Genomic DNA, 18,772 nt, shown 5'->3' on the forward strand with positions numbered 1-18,772 from the left:
AAAGAACGACTCGAGAACATTTGCGGCATAACGTACCCGCAAATATTTGTAAAAAAACTCTTGACTTTTACCGGAACAACTAAAATTAATGAATGTTGCCATCTTAGAAATCTCGTGCTGAGATGCGGTGCGTCTGTCTTATACTCCACAAGCCATGAGCGGATAAGACTCGTTTATCGAAATTGACCCGCCAAAAGCGAACCACAAGGCATTTTAGGCATTCATGAGCTTGCGAACGCCCGGCCCCCTTCAAGGGCGCAAATCAAGGCCACGTCCTCTGGGCGTGGGTTCTTTACTCATCATTGACCAATGACCAACATCTCCCTGGACGAATTGGCAGATCTGTATATTGACTATGCGGTAGTGGAAAAGGGGCTTTCCAACAATACGATTGCCTCTTACACTGCAGATTTGGCCCTTTATCTCGATTTTCTCAGGGCAAATGGCGTTAGCCGTATTTCCGATTCTGATACAGCCCTTGTCCTAAGGCACCTAATCGCATTGAGGGATATGGGTCTTGCCTCCAGGAGCCGCGCAAGACACCTGGTTACTATTCGAGGGTTTTACCGGTTCCTGGTCCTGGAAAAAATACTGGAATCCAACCCCGCAAAAATGGTGGATCTTCCAAAGGCAGGCCGAAAACTCCCTGAAGTATTGAGGATAGAGGACGTGACACGGCTTGTGGATGCCCCTGATCCTTCAAGGCCTTTGGGTTTACGCGATGCGGCCATGCTGGAACTCCTTTATGCGGCAGGTCTCAGGGTCTCTGAGTTGGTTACGGTCGGCGTTATCGATGTTAATCTGGAAGCCTGCTTTGTTCGGGTCCTGGGCAAAGGGTCAAAAGAACGGGTAGTGCCCTTTGGGCAAGCAGCAAGGGAAAAACTTGACCTGTACCTCACATCAGCGCGCACTGCCCTTTTAAAGGGAAGGACAAGCCCCTTTCTTTTTGTAACGCGCTCAGCAAGGCCTTTGACCCGCCAGGGCTTCTGGAAGATCCTCAAACAAACTGCCCGCAAGGCGGGAATCTCCGCCAATATCACCCCCCATACGCTTCGCCATTCCTTTGCAAGTCACCTCTTGGAACGAGGGGCTGATCTAAGATCTGTCCAGGTCATGCTCGGTCATGTGGACATCAGTACGACTCAAATTTACACACACGTGGCAGTGGAAAAGCTGAAGGCCGTACACACCCAGTATCATCCCAGAGGGTAGGAGGTACCCACTTAACTACGTTGGCAAAGTCGAGTTGACGTGATAGCATAAATTATTTGTTTCTTGATTTGCTACAAAACTGTTCTATTGAGTGGCAAAGCCGCGTTTCATAAAATCGCGGAGCGATTTTATCTTATGTTCGAATCAGTTAGGCAGATCTCTGAAGGCTTTGGCTTTCATGTAAGGGGAATTCGGTTTGCCTTGCGGAACCTCTCCTTTCTGGGTCTTTGTACGTTCCCTTTTCTCATGACTTTAACCCTGTATGTCCTAGGCTTCTACATCTTTACACTCTATGCTGACGATCTGTTACACCTCGCCTGGCATATTGAAGCGGGCGAGCAGTCCAAGTATATTGGGTGGCTTTACTGGGCCTATATGCACATCGTCAAGTTTTTTCTTTACGTTCTTGTCCTGGTTCTCATGTTTTACACCTTCATCATATTCTCCAACATCCTGGCCTCGCCGGTTTACGACCATATTAGTGCGAAGTACGAGCAGACCTGCTGCCAACATGCCCCTGAAGGGCAAGCACCATCTTCTTCAAGGGGAATGTTTGCAATAGTGAAAGAAGAACTCAAGAAAGCTGTACTTATGTTGGCCATCCCTTTGCCTCTTTTATTCATCCCCGTAATTGGCGCTTTCTTGGGCTTTGTCGTTGCCGCGGTTTTTATTGCATGGGATTATGTGGATTTTTCCCTTTCAAGAGACCAACCTCTCCTCAAAGACCGGATAAGAGCAGTGTGGCGCCATAAGTTTTTCTTGTTTGGGTTTGGGTGTCCCCTTCTAATCCCTTTGCTGGGGCTGATGATCCTTCCATTTGCGATTCTGAGTGGAACAAAACTCTATTTTGATAAGATGAAAGGGGGAACCAGTGGTTCCGGAATTCCGATTGATTGAAACCTTATCTGATCTAAGTTCCCTCAGCAAACAACTGGCCGGAGAAGAGGTTTTGGCCGTCGATATTGAGGCAGATTCATTACATCACTATTTTCCAAAGGTGTGCCTTATCCAGATATCTACGGATCATTACACCTTTGTGATCGACCCCCTTGCGATACAAACCATGGATGTCTTGCAACCTCTCTTTACCACGGACGGAATAAAAAAAATATTACACGGCGCTGATTACGATCTACGTTCCATTTTCCGCGATTTTGCCATCAAAGTAAACAATGTCTTTGACACCATGGTGGCCTCACAATTCATAGGAGAAAAGGAGGTAGGCCTTGCCGCTGTACTCAACAAGCGTTTTGGTATCCATTTAATCAAAAAGTATCAACGGGCCAACTGGTCAAAAAGACCACTGAGCCAAGACATGCTTCTCTATGCAGCCCATGACACAGCGCACCTCATTAGGCTTTATCGCGAATTAGAACTGGAATTGAAATCCAAAGGAAGACTAAGTTGGGTGATAGAAGAAGGTAAACTTCTCTCACTTCAATGTGCCATGGGTGTCAAGGCTAACTCGGCTTTCGGGCCGGCCAATGAACAAACTTGTTCTTCCTCGCCTCGTCAGTTGAGGGAAACGCCACTGTTTAAACGGTTCAAAGGAGCAGGCAAGATGACGCAGAGGGATCTGGCCATCCTTGAAGGAGTGCTAGTCTTCCGTGAAGGCAAGGCCATGCAACAAACAGGCCGCCCTTCAAACTATTTGGGAATCAAGTGATAAATGAACTGGTCAAGACAAAACCCACTGAGTATTCAGCCTTAATGAAGACACCTGGGCTCCCGGCCGATTTCATGAGACGCTATGCAAAAGGCGTGTTAGGGGCCATCAAGAGTGGTCTTGCAATGTCTGAGGACCGCTTGCCATCTTATCCCAGACCCCCACGTCCTCCTCGCAATCCAGAAAAACAAGCCCGCTTAAAGCGTCTGAAAAACTGGCGCGACAAAAAGGCAAGAGAACTCGAAATGGAATCAGGTCTGGTTTGCAACAATCTGTTGCTTGATGCGCTCGCGGAAGGCAACCCAAAGGACACAGATGGCCTGAAGGCAATACCTGGCATGAAAGTATGGCAAAGGGAGACATTGGGACAAGAGATCGTCCAGGTGCTCCGCGCTGCCACGCAGAGTTGACACAGGCTACTGCTATTGTTAACATACGACATGCCTGTTTACGAATATACAGCCCTTGACACGTCCGGTAAAAGCTCGAACGGCATCATAGATGCCGATAGCCCAGTGGCCGCTCGCCAGAAGCTCAGAGGTTCGGGAATGTTTCCTGTGGAGGTGAAAGAGTCTGCCTCGGCTTCCGTGCCCACGGGTCTTTCCTCCGGTCCGGTTTCAGTCTCCGGAGTCTTCAAAAGGGTCAAAGCGGGGGAAGTCTCTGTCATGACGAGACAACTTTCCATACTCCTGGCGGCCGGCGTTCCCCTGGTGGGAGCCCTGGATGCCTTATTATCCCAGATTGTAAACCCGTTGCTGAAAAAAAACCTGGCCCAAATCAAGGAATCCGTCAACGAAGGAAACAGCCTTGCATTTTCTATCTCTCAACATCCCAGGTTGTTTTCAAACATCTATGTGAATATGGTCCGGGCCGGGGAGGCTTCTGGATCCCTTGACGTGGTGCTGGCTCGCCTGGCAGAATATGGCGAACGTCAAGAGACGCTGAGAGGGCGTTTCAAGGCCGCTTTGGCTTACCCCGTCTTTATGTGTCTTATCGGAAGCCTTGTCCTGTTTTTTCTGATTACCTTTATTGTGCCGAATATCACTCAAGTCTTCAGTGAGATGCATCACACCCTGCCGCTGCCTACCGTAGCGCTGATCTGCCTCAGCTCCTTTCTCAAGTCGTTCTGGTGGGCTGTCGTGTTGGCCGGGGTGGGCGCTGTTATTGCGGTCAAACAGCTCATTAAGACATCAAGGGGTCGCTATGTTCTGGACAAGATCAAGCTCAAAATTCCTGTTCTTGGAAACGTCAACCAAAAGATCGCTCTGGCCCGATTTGCCCGGACCCTTGGGACATTGCTCGAAAGCGGCGTTCCTCTTCTTACTGCCCTTGATATCGTCAAAAACATAGTCAATAACATATTGATTGCTGAAGACATCGATAACGCTACCGAAGAAATTGAGTCAGGAAAGAGCTTGGCTATGCCCCTCAGGCGAAGCCAGTGGTTTCCTCCTATTGCCGTGCAGATGATATCAGTGGGCGAGCAGAGTGGAGAACTTGAGGCGATGCTGCAAAAAATCGCCGACACATATGAAAAAGATGTGGAATCTCAAATCATGGCTATGACTTCCATGCTGGAACCTGTCATGATCCTGACAATGGGACTCGTAGTCGGGTTTATCGTGATTTCCATACTGCTTCCGATTTTTGAAATGAACCAGATGATAAGATAGCTTCCCTTTGTGAAGCTATCTTATATAACGTGGCTACGCCACTTTGACGGACTCGCAAGAAGTCCGCAAACAGACGGCATGGCAATCCGCCTCAGGCGGACCACTTTAACCAGAAAAGGAGTTGGTAATGCTATGAAAGGGAAAACCTTGTTCTTTAGAGCGGCAAAGCCGCGATTTATGAAATTTTGGACAAAGCGTCCAAAATTTCATCCAGGTTTTACGCTGATCGAGCTCATGGTGGTCATCGTAATCCTGGGTATTCTGGCGGGCCTCATCATCCCGAGGATCATGGGAAGGCCTGAAGAAGCCAGACGCATGAAGGCGCGAGTCCAGATGGAAAGCATCGAAACAGCGCTCAAGCTATACAAGCTTGACAATGGATCTTATCCTACCACCGAGCAAGGTCTTCACGCCCTGGTGGAAGGCCCCGAGGTCGGAGAACTCGCCAAGCACTGGCGCAAGGGAGGTTACCTGGAAAAGGGCAAGGTGCCGAAGGACCCCTGGGGTAACGAGTTCGTGTATCTCTCACCCGGCGTCAACGGCGACTTTGACCTTATCTCATACGGCAAAGACGGACAACCTGGCGGTGAAGACGAAAATGCGGATATTAACAACTGGGAACTGGAGGAATAGTCTCCGTCTAATGGAATGCCATTCCAATGGGACCCTTCGCCGCATGCTCCGCAAGACCAGAGCTTACACCCTCATTGAACTGACTGTAGTTGTCTTTTTGATTGGCATTATGCTTGCGCTGGCCGTGCCGCGAGTACAATATGCCCTGTTGTCAGATGACTTGAAGGCCGCCACCCGTCGCATTGTCGGCGCAGTGAGGACATTGAGGGACAAAGCGATTCGAGAACAAAGGACTTGTAAGCTTCATTTTGACATCGAATCGAGTCGATTCTGGGAAGAGCAGGATTCAATGACCATCGAAGAACGGGCAGAGGCTCGCCAGAATGCTTCCAGGTTGCCGGGAAGCATTCGTATCCTTGATGTTTGCTACAGAGGCGCCGGCAAAAAGGACGTGGGTGACACGGTCATCCACTTCAACAGAAAGGGATACGTCGAACCGGCAATGATCCACCTGGGAGACAAGGCCGGCAGAGCCAGCACCGTCGTTTTGAGCCCTTTTCTGGGGACAATAAAGACCTACGACAAATATGTGGAAGATGGAAGCGTTTTGTGAATGCCTAAAATGAACTAAAGTTTGTTTTTGTTTGTTGGTTTAATTAGAATGACACATACACTGGATTTGATTTTTTACGAAGCTCTCATGATTGATGAATGATAAATGCACAATGGTAAATAACAAATCCTGCGGATTCACGCTCTTGGAAGTGATGATTGCCGTGGCCATCATAGCTATAGCCTTGGTGGCTGCCCTTGGTTCTCAGTCCCAAAGCGTGTCTCTGGCCAGTGAAGCCAAATTTGCCACTACGGCCGCCTTTCTGGCTCAGGGCAAAATGGCGGAACTCGAAACCCAAGATCTTGACGACCTGACCTCCGACGCAGGTGATTTCGGAGAGGATTTCCCTGGCTATCGCTGGGAGTCAGAGGTGGGTGACACTACTTCAGAGGGCCTTGAAAAGGCATCTGAGCATGTGAGGAAGATAGCCTTGACTGTCGGCTGGGTTAACAATGACAGATATCAATATCGTCTGGATTGCTTTCGGTTTGCTCCAAAAGCAGAGTAAGTTATCGCGCCGCAGAGGTTTTACCCTTCTGGAGGTTCTGATAGCTATTGTCATCCTGGCAACTGTGCTTTCTACGGTATTCGCCTCTTATACCGCAACATTTCGCATAATAGATGAAACCGAATCTCAGGCCGAGATCTACCAAATGGTCCGCATCGCTTTGGAAAGGATTGTCGAAGATCTGGAATCCGCCCTCTGCCCGCCTGGGAAGGCTGAGACATCAGAATCAGAAGATAAAGATCAATTGTTTGAATTTACAGGAGAAGACGAGGAGATAAGCGGCAGGAAAGCCGACGCATTACGTTTCTCGTCCAGAGCACACATTGAGTTTGGCGATGAGGACCAGCGTTGTGGAATAGCTGAGATAAGCTACTACGTGGATGAAGACGAGGAAGAAGGCTTTGTTCTTTATCGGAGCGACAGGCTGCAGTTGGAAGACGCCCCGGAAGAAGGTAAAGGCGGACTCCCGCTGTGTGAACGGCTGTCGTCAGTCGATTTCACCTATTATGACGCTGAAGGAGAGGAGTATGACAGCTGGGACCCGTCCTCCGAAGATGGGATACCGCATCGGGTTTCCATCTCTCTTGAGTTTGCCAACCCTGCAAATCCTGAGACTCCCCTGAAGTTTTTCACGAGTGTGGTGTTGCCGGCGAGCAAGTCGAAGGACAATAAGGAGTAATCATGAAAAACCCCCTGCTGAACAGCCGGGGCGTGGCGCTTATTCTGACAATCCTGATCGTGAGCCTGATTATTGCACTGACACTCCAGTTTAACAGGACCATGCGCACGCACGTGGCCTCAACCGGAAATATCGCACACGGTCTCAAGGCCCTATACGCTGCCAAATCAGGAATATCCTACAGTCTTGCCCTGTTGATGGAAGATTCCCGAGAAGTTGATACGTTGCTTGACCAGTGGGCTGTTGTGGATAGTCTTGACAGGGTTTCCGGCGCCTTGCGAGCACACTTTTCCTGTAACCAGTCTGAAACAAAAGAAAAAAAGCAATTAGTTAGTATCGAAGATCTGTCAGGCAAGATCCAGATTAACAGGTTGGTGGAGAACCATGAGTTAGAAAAGGTCTTCAAGAGGTTCTTGAAACTCGATGAATTTGGCCTTGATCAGGAGAGTATCAATGTTATTGTGGACAGCGTCATGGACTGGATAGACCAAGCGGATCAAGAAGACGACCTGGTGAGATTCTACGGCGCGGAAGACGATTACTATCAATCATTGGAAAGACCGTATCACTGCAAGAACGGGCCCCTGGATTCTCCTGGAGAACTCCTTCTTGTAAAGGGGATTACACCGGAGCTCTTTTCGAGGATCAAGCCGTATATAACCGTCTTTGGAGAGGATGGAAAAATCAACATCAATACAGCCGAGCCCATGGTGCTCATGTCCCTGCACGAGGACATGGACATGGGCATGGCCGAGCTGATGGTCGACCACAGGGACAATGCGGACGAGGACGCGCTCAGGTCAACAACATGGTATCATGATGCCGGCGTGCCAAAAGACATAAAGATTCCAAAAGAGATTATTGCCACAACCAGCAATCATTTCCGAATCACGGCTGACGGCTGTTTCGGGCATACCAAAAAACGGATCACAACTGCGTTAAAACGGGGAGACAAAGAGGATTTTCGGACCTTGTCCTGGAAAATCGAGTAATTCGGACTTTTTGCGAGACTATCATGCCTGACAAAATCCTGGGACTCGATATAGGGTATTCTTCCATCAAGGCAGTTCAGGTCAAGGGAGGCCTGAGGGGCTATCAGCTCACTGCCTGCGCTAGTGTTGAGATAAGTGAAGACGATGGGATTGAGGAGGGGCTCAATGCGCTTCTTGAGACCATCTCTTTTGACGGCGGAGGATGCGTCACATCATTTCCAGGTGAGCATGTGTCATTTCGCAACCTCAGTATGCCCTTCAAGGACAAAAAAAAGATCGCTCAGACGATCGGCTACGAACTCGAACCCATGCTTCCATTTTCAGTGGAAGCAATGACCACTGATTATGTGGTGACCGAGCATGCTGACCAAACCAGGGTTCTGTCCGCGTCAGTCCGTCAGGAGGCGCTTGAACAATATCTGGCTTCACTTGCAGCCCGAAACATTGATCCCGAGGTGGTGGAAATCAGTGGTGTTCCAACGGCCTTTCAACATGCAAAACAGGATCATGACCCTCCAGATGCCCTCTTTCTTGATATTGGCTCGGCCGTGACCTCAGCCGTTTTGTTTGTCAAGGGCGCTGTTGTCCTGGTCCGCTCATTTCATTTTGGCGGTCACTCAATAACGGAGGCGATTGCAAAATCAAGAAAAATCAGCGCCAACGAGGCAGAAAAACTAAAATGCGGAACTGATAACAACATCTTCGATGAAGTTGTAAAGCCCCCGGTTCAATCCTTTTGCCGAAAAATCCAAAACACCCTCCATGCCTTTCGGTGTGAGATAATGGAAGAGGCCTACCCTGAAAAGATCTTCTTGACCGGAGGCGGCGCATTGTATCCGGGCATGGCAGCGATGCTGCATGGTTTTCTTCAATTGCCGGTAGAACTGATTGACCTGGCGGCAAAGACGGGCCTGGAGATGGAAGGAACCGCTTCGGAGAATTGGAGTCCGCTCTTGATGAACGGGGCGCTTGCCCTTGCTCTTCGAGACACAAAAGGCAAAGACGGTTTTAACTTCAGGGTCGGTGAATTCAGAAAAAAGAGAAGATATGACCAATTCAGAAGTGAGATAAAGCGGATTGCCGTTTATGCGGCGATCATCCTTTTGGCCCTTGGGGGCGAGATCTTTGCCGACTATTATGTTGTGCAAAAACGTCACGACCATTTTCAAAAGGAAATTGGCTCCATCTTCAAGAATACCTTCCCTGATGTTAAACGCATTGTAGACCCGGTCCACCAGATGAAGGTGAAAATACGTGAAGCCAAGGAATCAATGCTGCTTCCAGCCGAGTCTTTGGTCCAGAGAGCGGTCGCGGATCTCTTAAGAGAAATCGCATTGCGTATTCCCAAGACAGCAGAGGTCGATGTCTCCAGTCTGGTTATTGATGAAGAGCGAATCCGTCTTAAGGGTCATACGGATACATTTAATACAGTAGACGAGGTCAAAAACGGATTGCAGGAGTCTGACTACTTCACGGATGTGGCAATCGGGTCTGCTCAGCTTGATCGCAGTGGAAACAGGGTGAGGTTTGAGTTAGTGATGGGACAAAAATGAAACAAATAAACATCAAACTCGCTCGGCGTGAGAAGATTATCGTTTCTGCAGGCGCCTGTTTTCTGGGGCTCTTTCTGTTGTTGCACTTTCTTGTCTTTCCTTTCTTTTCAAGCAGGTCGAAGTTGCACCGGAGTATTAAAGTCGATGAGCAGCGCTTGAAAGAGATCATGCTACTGAGCTCTGAGTTTAAGGCTCTTCAGGGAAGCTCCGGAGGCATGGGAAAAGCCCTTGCCGGAAGAGGAAAGGGCTTTACGCTTTTTTCACTCCTTGAGAAGCTGGCAAGCCAGGCGGGCCTCAAGGATCGCATTAAGTATATTAAGCCCTCCACGTCTCAGTCCAAAGGCAAGTACAAGATCTCATCTGTTGAGATGCAGTTTGAGAGTATTACCATGCGTCAGCTTTTTGACTATCTCTATCGGATCGAAGATCCCAAAAACATCATAAAAATCAAGAGGATCTCTATTAAGAAACACAAAGAAAAGTCCGGGCATGTGGATGCGACATTGCAGATTTCGACCGTTCAATTGGCTTGAAAAATGAGAAAATACAGGAAATTGGTCGGATACGGTCTTTTTGCTGCGATCGTAAGTGCCCTTTCTCTCTTTTTCTGTTTTCCCTCCGAAGCGGTTCGCCAGTACTTGGAAGGATCGGCGTACAACGTCGATCCTGCTTTCGCCTTGAAGATCAACGGAGTTCGACCGGTCCTCCCTTTTGGCCTGGAGCTGCAAAAGGCTGATTTGAGTCGCAAGGATCAGCCAGGAATTTCCCTTTTCAAAGCAGACAGTTTTGTGTTAAGGCCTAGCACGCGGATTCTGGTCCTCAAAAGGCCGGCCCTGAGATTTGACTGTAGGACCTACGGGGGAAGGATTAGAGGTGTCATTGCATTCAAAACGTTCACCTTAGGAGGGCCTTTTCAATCAGATATGGAGATGACGGGTATCCGTCTTGGCCAATATCCGCTGCTGAAAGAAAGGTTGAAAAGGGAGTGTACCGGCGTCTTGAGCGGTACGGTAACCTATGCAGGCAACCGAGAAAGCTTGCTCCAAGGTTCCGGCAAAGGGGACCTGTCAATCATAAATGGGAGTCTTAAGTTTTCCCAACCCTTTCTGGGTGTGGAATCCATGGATTTCGAGCGCATGGAGATCCGGATGGTCCTTGAAAATCAGAAGATTTCCGTGGCCCATTTTGATTGTAAGGGCAAGCAACTGGAAGGCACGGCATCGGGAACCATACATTTAAATACTATTATCCCAAGGAGCAGCCTGAACTTGAAGGTGGCGGTAAAGCCCGTGACCGACGTTTCTGGGAATAACGGGGGGCTTTTTGATCTGGCAAAGCTCCTTGGTCAGCGCTCAAAAGATGGAGTTTTCAACATAGGCATCCGTGGAACAATTGCCAAACCGCGTATCAACTTTATCTAGTGCCCATCCATAAACGGATCTTAAGACACTGGGCACTAGCGTCAGTTTCCAATTCAGACTAGGTGGGTTGGATCTATGTTGCTCAGTCGTTACTATACGCTTATTAATCTCTTGGTCTTAAGTGTGGTTATTTACTGCGGTGTGGACATTTTCTATACTTTCGCAGGTTCCAGATTCACCGAGGTAAAAGTGGAGCGGGTTACGACTGAACATATCGAGAAGACGACACGCCCGGGGAAAAGACCCTCTTCTGACCATTATAGCTCGGCTATCAACAGAGACCTGTTCGGAGTTGTCGAGGATTCTGTTGACAAATTCGGAGAGCTCAAGATGGAAGATCTTGAACCCACGGCCTTGAACATATCCCTCCTCGGCACAGTGAGCGGCGACCACGATAGCGCTGTGGCCGTTATCCAGGAAAAGGCCAAGAGAACGCAAGCCCTTTACAAGGAGGGCGATACAATCCAAAATGCCACAATCTCAAAGATCCTCAGGGGCAAGGTCATCCTGCGGGTTGGTGACAAGAATCAGATTCTGACAATGGAAGAAAAGTCCACATCATCCACACCAAGAACAAGACCAACGCCCGCTCGTGCCAGACCCGGGCCCGGTTCGACTATTACCCTAGATCGTGAAACAGTGGCGAATTCTCTTGAAAATATCGGCGACCTCCTCTCCCAGGTCCGTGTGCGACCTCATTACAAAAATGGTAAGGCAGACGGGCTGATGTTGAGCCAGGTGAAGCCCAATACCATATTCACGAAACTGGGTCTTAGAAACGGTGATATCATTCAGAGTGTCGATGGAGAGCAAATCGAGAGTCCCGACGAAATCATGGACTTCTACGAAGACCTGAAATCAGGTTCTTCCGTATCTCTGGAGGTTATGCGAAGAGGGCAGAAAAAAAGTCTGACTTACAGATTCAAATAGGGAGGAATTGGATCTCATGTATACGGCCTACTTCGGTGTTGAGGAAAACCCTTTCAATCTGACGCCGGACCAAAGATATCTGTTTCTGAGTCACCATCACACCCGGGCTCTGGACCACATGCTTTACGGCATCAACGAAAGAAAGGGCTTTATTGTCATTTCCGGCGGCATCGGCACGGGCAAGACCACCTTGTGCCGGGCGCTGCTCAATCAGTTGCATGCATCAACAAAGACTGCTCTGGTGTTTAACACGTCTATTTCAGAGATTGAACTCCTGGAAACAATCAACCAGGAGTTCGGCATAGATACAGGCAGCACAAGAAAAACCAAGAAGGAGCTGACTGACATCCTCAATGAGTTCCTCTTGGAGAATTTCAGGCAGGGGCATAATGCGGTTCTGGTGGTTGATGAAGCCCAAAATCTGTCGCCACTCCTTCTGGAGCAGTTGAGGATGTTGTCCAACCTGGAAACTGAAAAGGAGAAACTGCTCCAGATCGTTCTCGTGGGACAGCCGGAACTAATGAACCTTCTGGCATCCCCGGCCCTCAGACAACTAAACGAGCGCATCACAGTCCGATACGTGCTCAAGCCATTGGATCGTGGCGCGGTGCAGAATTACGTGGAACATCGGCTGATCGTTGCCGGCAGTCGAGGCAACGTGAGGCTTACAACTGGAGCCTTCAGCGCAATATATGCTTACTCTCAGGGAAATCCCAGACGGATTAATGCGGCCTGCGATCGTGCCCTTCTCATTGCGTACTGCAAAGACGAATTTACGATCGGAAAGAAAACGATTCGTAGGGCTATTGACGATATCCGGGGCGATTTCAAACAGTATCACACAAGAGCTGCATTGTTGCAAAGCAAGCTTGCCCCGGCAGCAGCAGTTATGCTGATGGCGTTCATCGTAGCTAACTTCGGGGGATGGGGTTTCAGGGAGCAGCTTTCAGGCTTGTTCTCAGCCATAGGAAAAGTGGCTGCCGTACAAAGCAAGGTCTTTGTGCACAGCCCCGCAGAGTCTAAAGAAGCCCCTTTGATACAAAAAAAACCGTTCGTAAGAAAACCAATAGAAAGCCGGAAAATGGCTGGCGAGTTAACTCTTGATGAGCGAACCAGCCTTGCGCGGCTTTTCAGGCTTTTCAGTGTGCAGGACGCCCAAAGCGGTTATGCTACGGGCGAAGTGTACCCCGGGGTTTTTTCCTTCGAGGGTGATCCTGAACTCTATCGCATGTTTCTAAAGCCTTTTCGCATACGGATAAGGCTGGAAGGTGCAGATGAGGCCAGTTATCTATTGATCCGTGAGGTGACAACCGGCGGAGCCATTGCTCTTGACCCGGATGGCAAGGAGCGGCCGGTTACTGATGATTTTATCCTGGCCCATTGGGACGGAGATATGTCCTGGGTATATCCCTATGAACACATGAGTGGGAAGATGACCGAGGGGATGACTGGTCTCGGTGTCCTGAAGGTACAACAAATGCTTCAGCAGATTGGGTATTCTGTTGAACCCAGAGGCGTTTATAACACCACGACGTCTGAGGAGGTCATGAGATTCCAACTCAATTTCGGCTTGACGCCCGACGGGATTGTGGATACCCCCACGAGGGCGTTATTGTATCAGATGACGGGTTAGGGGTTTGTTCCAACATGGAAGAACTGGTCCTCTGGGCCTAGATGTTTGCTTGCGTAACCCCTGCAATTTGCACAATATATAGTGTTACTTTTTCCTTGACATACATGATATTGTTTATGATACAAATATCTCAATGAAGCAAACCAACTGAGCACGCTTACTACCTTCTATGAGCTACATCCATGAAGCCTTAAAAAAGGCCCAGAAGGATAAGGACATTCTTGCCGGCAAGTTCGGCAGTATCTGGTCGAATCGATACGGCCGTCATGTCCTCATACGAGAGCGCTTGGTCTCAGCCTGCATCATTCTCGCTGCTATTGGCTTCTCAGCTTATACGTGGTTACATTCGGTCGGTCAGCTATCTTCGGGCAATGAGAAAAAACTCGCTGTTGATCAAAGCGCGGCAAAGCCCCCTGATCTTCTCAGCCATCACACGCCCCGCGTATTGCCCTCAGACGAAGCTTCTTTGAACTCGCAAGGCCCTCAGGTCAGAAAGAAACCAACGAACAGGGCCTTGCCTGCCCAAAAGAGGGTAATAAAGGAGGCAGAAAAACCACCTCAGGCCTTGAGAAGAGATCCAAGGCCCGATAATTCTGCCACATTATATAGCCAAGCCTTGGCCCTTCAGAAAGAGGGGCGACTCCAGGAAGCAAGAAAACTGTACGAAGCCGCTTTACAATGTTCCCCTGATCTTGTTTCTGCGTTGAACAATCTGGGAGCAATCTATATAAAGGAAAAAAACATTGCCGCTGCCCGGAAAGTCTTTGAAAAGGCTATACGGATAGACGCCAACTATGTAGACCCTTATTACAATCTTGCATGCCTTCATGCCCTGCAAAATGATGTCGGGCGAAGCCTGTTTTACCTCAAAAAGGCGGTTTCTGTGGATGAAGCGGCCCGGAAATGGGCAGAGACGGATGAAGATTTGCTGAACTTGCGTGGACATATCGAATATGAAAAGATCGTCAAGGGCGCACAAAAGTCTTAGCTTTGTCCACATCACCATTTGCTTTGTGTTTGTCAGTCTTTATTTGTTGACACGTGCAGGAAGCGCAAGCGCAGTTCGCGTATCCGAAGAAGAGATTGCAGGAAAACCGGCTGCCGAGCCGGCGCCGATTATCAAAGAGAAAAGGCCGATTGCTCCACCTCCAATCGTGGAGAAGAAACCGGAACTACCCGTCAAAGCGCAGGCAAAACCGGTTGCTCCACCCACGAAGCCTCCGGTTAGAAAAAAGCCGGAACCGCCCGTCAAGGCAAAGGAAAAACCGGTCACTCCACCTCCTAAGCCCCCAGTCAGAAAAGAACTGGAAGCCCCGGTTCGGGCAAAGGAAAGACCGGTCTCTCAGCCCAAGGGACTTCCAGTCAAGAACGACCAACCTGAAAAGCGATCCGTAACAATCGATTTTGATAATGTTGATATACTCCTTTTCATAAAATTCATCAGTGAGGTGACCGGCAAGAACTTTGTCATAGACGAAAAGGTCAAGGGCAAAGTGACTATTGTATCCCCGACAAAAATCTCAGTGGAAGAAGCGTATAGGGTCTTTGAATCTGTTCTGGAGGTCCATGGTTTTACGACTATTGAAGCGGGAGCCGTTATCAAAATCGTGCCATCAGTTGTGGCACGGGGGAAAAGCATTGAAACACGGTTGCGGGAAGAGGCCACGAGTCCTGAAGACAAGGTGATAACACAACTGATTCGTCTCGATTATGCCAACCCTGATGAATTAAAGAAGCTCTTTGCGCCTCTGATATCCAAGAGCAGCGTCATTGTCTCATACCCCCCCTCAGGCATGCTCATCGTCACAGATGTCCTTTCCAATATTCAGCGCCTGCTGCGCATCATAAGCGCCATTGATGTCGTGGGCATTGGTGAAGAGATATCGGTAATTCCCCTTGAACATGCCATAGCATCGGTTCTGATAAAGCCCCTGACCACTATCTTCCAGACCGGGACTACAGCCACAAGGAAAAAAGGCGCAGCCGCAGTGGCTCCTGCCATCAAGATGGTGGCTGACGAGCGGACCAACTCCTTGATCCTGTCAGCCAGTGAACATGACACAATAAAGATCAAACAGCTTATCAAGATGCTGGATCAGGAAACGCCGCGCGGCGCCGGAAACATTCGCGTGTATTACCTTGAGCATGCCGACGCCGAAGAACTCGCCAAGGTTTTGACCGCCCTTCCTTCCAAGGATACAAAAGCAGGCACAAAGGGAAAGGCCCCCGTGATCTCCAAGGAAGCCCAGATCGTTGCCGACAAAGCAACCAACTCCCTGGTTATTACGGCAAACAAGCAAGACTACTTCGCCCTCGTTGATGTGATCAAGAAACTTGATATTCCCCGGTCCATGGTCTACATTGAAGCCCTGATCATGGAGGTCAGCACGAGGAGAGCGTTTGCGCTCGGCGTAGAGTGGCGCGCTGCGGACGATATCGGCACTTATGACGGTAGGAAAATTGGAGGTTTTGGAGTCTCTGGTTCTGGAAACCTTATTGCAACGGCTGCCGCTCCAGTCGGGCTTTCACTTGGCGTCCTCGGCGAGACTGGAATTGATATTGGCGGGGTGACTTTTCCCACCATAGCGGCGGTTGTGCAGGCTTACCAGGACGATTCGGACGTCCACATTCTTCAGACACCCCAGATCTTGACCACAGATAATGAAGAGGCTGAGATCAAGGTGGGAAGTAATGTACCATACCTGAGCAAAGAGTCCACCGGCACCGAGCAGCAATACGCGGTATACGAATACAAGGACGTGGGGTCCACACTGAAGATTACGCCTCAGATCAATCCGGGAGGGTTTGTTCGACTTAAGATTAATCAGGAATATACCACAGTGAAAGAGGCGGGGACCACACCCACAACCCTGAAGCGATCAACAAACACAACGGTGATCGTGAAAGATAGACAGACCGTAGTAATTGGCGGGCTTGTTGGAGAAGAAATTAACAAAGGGACTTCCGGGGTCCCTTGCCTTGCCAATATCCCGCTGCTGGGTTGGCTCTTCAAATCCTATACGAGTAGTACCGACGAAACGAACCTTTTCATCTTTCTCACACCCCACGTCATTAAAAACCCAGCAGAGGCCCAGAAGATCTATGAGAAGAAGAAGGAAGATATTGAACAGGTGGAAGCAGGTGTGATAAAAATGTATGAAATACCGGAATTGAGAAATGAGAAATGATGATCTCGTAAAAAGTCAAAAAATGTATTTTTTGTCATTCCGGCCCGTCGAGAGCCTCAGGGTCGAACGACGAAAGCCGGAATCCAGTCCGCCCGAGGCGGATCAGGTAGTTGGAACTAATATGGACTCCGGCCCGCCGTGCTCGCGCTAGTCGCGGGAGGTTTTCACGACTCGACTGAGCTCGTCGAAGTCCGGAGTGACGACTTTTTACGACTTCATCAAATTTGGGAATTAAAGAATTCCTGAATTCCTCTATCCAAAATTCCTCAATCTTGGGTACATAAATGACTCACAGATTAATTGGCGAAATACTAACCGAAATCTCCGGACTGACGGTTGAAGCCCTCACAGAGGCGCTCAAGATCCAGGAAGAAAAGGCCGGACGTATCGGTTATATTTTAATCGATCGGAAGGCCGTCTCAGAAGCCGATGTATTAAAGGGTCTCGCCATTCAGTTTGGCCTCCCCTTCTGGCCGAGCCTCCCCACTGAAGGTCTGAAAACCGACTTCACGCAACAGGTCCCGATTCAGTTTCTAAAGAAATACAAGATGATCCCCCTTGTCAAGGGAGAAGAGGCTTTTGTAGCTGTGAATGATCCCTTGACTTTCCAACCTCTTGACGACTTGCGCCTTGCCCTGGGTTGGAACGGGGCGCAGACTGTGCTTGCTCCCCATTTGGCCATCATCTCGGCCATCAATACTGCCTATGACATGGCCAGGGACTCTGCGGAAGAAGTCATCGAAGGCATGCATGGCGAGGAAGACAGCGACCTGATCATGTCTGAGATTGAAGAAACCGGTGATCTCCTGGATGAGACAAGCGATGCGCCAATCATCAGACTGGTCAATCTTATGCTTTCACAGGCCGTGAAGGCCCGTGCCAGTGATATTCACATTGAACCGTATCAGAATAAACTCAAGATTCGCTATCGAGTGGACGGAATTCTCTACGACAAGCTCTCCCCACCGAAACACATTCAGTCAACGCTGGTATCCAGAGTCAAGATCATGGCCAAACTGAACATTGCGGAAAAACGGCTCCCCCAGGATGGCCGGATTGACATCAAAATTGCTGACAAGAATGTGGACATTCGCGTTTCCACCATCCCAACGGCGTTTGGGGAGAGGGTCGTCCTCCGATTATTGGATAAATCAACTGTCCTGCTAAAGCTCTCTGATCTTGGCATGCCTGAAAATAACTTGAAAGTATTTGATAAACTCATCCGGAATCCCCACGGCATCATATTGGTCACAGGACCAACCGGAAGCGGGAAAACCACGACCCTGTACGGAGCCCTCAGTTCGATCAACACCCCGCAGATAAATATCATCACTGTGGAAGATCCCATTGAATACCAGATGGACGGCATTGCCCAGATTCAGGTAAATCCCAAAATCGATCTCACGTTTGCCAAGGGGTTGCGATCCATTGTGCGCCAGGACCCGGACGTTATTCTCGTGGGCGAAATCCGGGACCTGGAAACCGCAGAAATTGCCATTCAGTCTGCTTTGACCGGCCATCTGGTCTTTTCCACTCTTCATACGAACGATTCGGCCAGCGCCGTGACACGCCTCATTGATATGGGAACAGAAGCCTTTCTGGTGAGCTCATCCGTGATTGCTATTTTGGCCCAGCGACTGGTCCGGGTCATTTGCAATGACTGTAAGGAGGCATACACACCCGACCGAGAATCCTTTCAAAGCATTGGCATATCGCCGGAAGCCCTGGAAGGAAAAAAGATATACAAAGGCAGAGGATGCCCTTCTTGTCTTAACACGGGCTATCTGGGACGCAAAGGCATCTTTGAATTCATGGTTATGGATGACGATCTCAAGAATCTCATACTGAAGACAACTGATGCCAATGCCATAAAACGTGAGGCTGTGAAAAAGGGGATGATCACCATTCGGCAAGATGGCGCACAGAAGGTCCTGGATGGCATAACCACGATCGAAGAGGTCTTCAGGGTGACCCAGGAATAAGGGCTCGCTCAAAAATAACTTCACATTGTGATGCGCCGACCTGCCTGCCGCCAGGCAGGTCTATCCCGCCTGGCTGCGTTGCTCGTCGGTTAAATAGCTTGCTATTCGCCCTCCTCGCGCCTTGCCATGCGTGCGCCTCGACTCCTGAA

At 49.3% G+C, this 18,772-nt stretch carries 18 protein-coding genes; all 18 read left to right on the top strand.

Features of this window, described 5'->3' with window-relative positions; all coding sequences use genetic code 11:
- Nucleotides 1-309: 309 nt before the first annotated feature.
- Entirely contained in the window at nt 310-1,212 is a 903-nt protein-coding gene (xerD, locus tag JW883_15090; protein ID MBN1843589.1) for a site-specific tyrosine recombinase XerD, read from the top strand.
- Nucleotides 1,213-1,347: 135 nt separating this feature from the next.
- Complete coding sequence (locus tag JW883_15095; GenBank protein MBN1843590.1) at nt 1,348-2,109, top strand: EI24 domain-containing protein; 762 nt, start codon at nt 1,348-1,350, stop codon at nt 2,107-2,109.
- Nucleotides 2,084-2,878, top strand: coding sequence for a ribonuclease D (locus JW883_15100; GenBank protein MBN1843591.1), 795 nt, complete (start codon nt 2,084-2,086; stop codon nt 2,876-2,878). Before JW883_15095 ends, JW883_15100 begins: the two co-directional genes overlap by 26 nt.
- Nucleotides 2,875-3,288 carry an HRDC domain-containing protein gene (locus JW883_15105; protein MBN1843592.1) on the top strand — a complete coding sequence of 138 codons (414 nt, stop codon included), beginning with the start codon at nt 2,875-2,877 and terminating at the stop codon, nt 3,286-3,288. The genes JW883_15100 and JW883_15105 overlap by 4 nt, the downstream gene beginning before the upstream one ends.
- Nucleotides 3,289-3,318: 30 nt before the next feature.
- Nucleotides 3,319-4,551 carry a type II secretion system inner membrane protein GspF gene (gene gspF / locus JW883_15110; GenBank protein MBN1843593.1) on the top strand — a complete coding sequence of 411 codons (1,233 nt, stop codon included), beginning with the start codon at nt 3,319-3,321 and terminating at the stop codon, nt 4,549-4,551.
- Nucleotides 4,552-4,728: 177 nt separating this feature from the next.
- Nucleotides 4,729-5,184: a type II secretion system major pseudopilin GspG gene (gene gspG, locus JW883_15115; protein MBN1843594.1), complete on the top strand. Its 456-nt coding sequence runs from the start codon at nt 4,729-4,731 to the stop codon at nt 5,182-5,184.
- 10 nt (nt 5,185-5,194) lie between these two features.
- On the top strand, nt 5,195-5,737 hold the full coding sequence (locus tag JW883_15120) for a type II secretion system protein (protein MBN1843595.1): 543 nt from the start codon (nt 5,195-5,197) through the stop codon (nt 5,735-5,737).
- A 112-nt stretch (nt 5,738-5,849) separates the two neighbouring features.
- The gene (locus JW883_15125) at nt 5,850-6,245 is read left to right on the top strand and encodes a prepilin-type N-terminal cleavage/methylation domain-containing protein (protein MBN1843596.1); all 396 of its coding nucleotides are present in this window, start codon (nt 5,850-5,852) and stop codon (nt 6,243-6,245) included.
- Complete coding sequence (locus tag JW883_15130) at nt 6,190-6,924, top strand: prepilin-type N-terminal cleavage/methylation domain-containing protein (GenBank protein ID MBN1843597.1); 735 nt, start codon at nt 6,190-6,192, stop codon at nt 6,922-6,924. The genes JW883_15125 and JW883_15130 overlap by 56 nt, the downstream gene beginning before the upstream one ends.
- Nucleotides 6,925-6,926: 2 nt before the next feature.
- Nucleotides 6,927-7,916 carry a type II secretion system minor pseudopilin GspK gene (gspK, locus tag JW883_15135; GenBank protein ID MBN1843598.1) on the top strand — a complete coding sequence of 330 codons (990 nt, stop codon included), beginning with the start codon at nt 6,927-6,929 and terminating at the stop codon, nt 7,914-7,916.
- A gap of 23 nt (nt 7,917-7,939) precedes the next feature.
- Nucleotides 7,940-9,469, top strand: coding sequence for a pilus assembly protein PilM (gene pilM / locus JW883_15140; GenBank protein ID MBN1843599.1), 1,530 nt, complete (start codon nt 7,940-7,942; stop codon nt 9,467-9,469).
- Complete coding sequence (locus JW883_15145) at nt 9,466-10,002, top strand: type II secretion system protein M (GenBank protein ID MBN1843600.1); 537 nt, start codon at nt 9,466-9,468, stop codon at nt 10,000-10,002. Before pilM ends, JW883_15145 begins: the two co-directional genes overlap by 4 nt.
- 3 nt (nt 10,003-10,005) lie before the next feature.
- A complete protein-coding gene (gspN, locus tag JW883_15150; GenBank protein ID MBN1843601.1) occupies nt 10,006-10,890 on the top strand; it encodes a type II secretion system protein GspN in 885 nt (294 codons plus the stop codon).
- 75 nt (nt 10,891-10,965) lie between these two features.
- The gene (locus JW883_15155; GenBank protein MBN1843602.1) at nt 10,966-11,820 is read left to right on the top strand and encodes a PDZ domain-containing protein; all 855 of its coding nucleotides are present in this window, start codon (nt 10,966-10,968) and stop codon (nt 11,818-11,820) included.
- Nucleotides 11,821-11,836: 16 nt separating this feature from the next.
- Nucleotides 11,837-13,453, top strand: coding sequence for an AAA family ATPase (locus JW883_15160; protein ID MBN1843603.1), 1,617 nt, complete (start codon nt 11,837-11,839; stop codon nt 13,451-13,453).
- Between the two features lie 169 nt (nt 13,454-13,622).
- Nucleotides 13,623-14,441: a tetratricopeptide repeat protein gene (locus JW883_15165; protein MBN1843604.1), complete on the top strand. Its 819-nt coding sequence runs from the start codon at nt 13,623-13,625 to the stop codon at nt 14,439-14,441.
- Complete coding sequence (gene gspD, locus JW883_15170; GenBank protein ID MBN1843605.1) at nt 14,407-16,641, top strand: type II secretion system secretin GspD; 2,235 nt, start codon at nt 14,407-14,409, stop codon at nt 16,639-16,641. Before JW883_15165 ends, gspD begins: the two co-directional genes overlap by 35 nt.
- Nucleotides 16,642-16,925: 284 nt before the next feature.
- Nucleotides 16,926-18,623 carry a type II secretion system ATPase GspE gene (gspE, locus tag JW883_15175; protein MBN1843606.1) on the top strand — a complete coding sequence of 566 codons (1,698 nt, stop codon included), beginning with the start codon at nt 16,926-16,928 and terminating at the stop codon, nt 18,621-18,623.
- Nucleotides 18,624-18,772: the final 149 nt, after the last annotated feature.

Source organism: Deltaproteobacteria bacterium (assembly GCA_016930875.1).
Lineage (GTDB): Bacteria > Desulfobacterota > Desulfobacteria > Desulfobacterales.

Excerpts from the sequence above, each read along its gene's own strand:
- gspE (MBN1843606.1), top strand. The coding sequence starts at position 16,926 with ATGACTCACAGATTAATTGGCGAAATACTAACCGAAATCTCCGGACTG.
- gspN (MBN1843601.1), top strand. The coding sequence starts at position 10,006 with ATGAGAAAATACAGGAAATTGGTCGGATACGGTCTTTTTGCTGCGATC.
- JW883_15155 (MBN1843602.1), top strand. The coding sequence starts at position 10,966 with ATGTTGCTCAGTCGTTACTATACGCTTATTAATCTCTTGGTCTTAAGT.
- JW883_15165 (MBN1843604.1), top strand. The coding sequence starts at position 13,623 with ATGAGCTACATCCATGAAGCCTTAAAAAAGGCCCAGAAGGATAAGGAC.
- JW883_15130 (MBN1843597.1), top strand. The coding sequence starts at position 6,190 with ATGACAGATATCAATATCGTCTGGATTGCTTTCGGTTTGCTCCAAAAG.
- xerD (MBN1843589.1), top strand. The coding sequence starts at position 310 with ATGACCAACATCTCCCTGGACGAATTGGCAGATCTGTATATTGACTAT.
- gspF (MBN1843593.1), top strand. The coding sequence starts at position 3,319 with ATGCCTGTTTACGAATATACAGCCCTTGACACGTCCGGTAAAAGCTCG.
- JW883_15145 (MBN1843600.1), top strand. The coding sequence starts at position 9,466 with ATGAAACAAATAAACATCAAACTCGCTCGGCGTGAGAAGATTATCGTT.
- JW883_15120 (MBN1843595.1), top strand. The coding sequence starts at position 5,195 with ATGGAATGCCATTCCAATGGGACCCTTCGCCGCATGCTCCGCAAGACC.
- JW883_15160 (MBN1843603.1), top strand. The coding sequence starts at position 11,837 with ATGTATACGGCCTACTTCGGTGTTGAGGAAAACCCTTTCAATCTGACG.
- pilM (MBN1843599.1), top strand. The coding sequence starts at position 7,940 with ATGCCTGACAAAATCCTGGGACTCGATATAGGGTATTCTTCCATCAAG.
- JW883_15095 (MBN1843590.1), top strand. The coding sequence starts at position 1,348 with ATGTTCGAATCAGTTAGGCAGATCTCTGAAGGCTTTGGCTTTCATGTA.
- gspK (MBN1843598.1), top strand. The coding sequence starts at position 6,927 with ATGAAAAACCCCCTGCTGAACAGCCGGGGCGTGGCGCTTATTCTGACA.
- JW883_15125 (MBN1843596.1), top strand. The coding sequence starts at position 5,850 with ATGGTAAATAACAAATCCTGCGGATTCACGCTCTTGGAAGTGATGATT.
- gspD (MBN1843605.1), top strand. The coding sequence starts at position 14,407 with ATGAAAAGATCGTCAAGGGCGCACAAAAGTCTTAGCTTTGTCCACATC.
- gspG (MBN1843594.1), top strand. The coding sequence starts at position 4,729 with ATGAAATTTTGGACAAAGCGTCCAAAATTTCATCCAGGTTTTACGCTG.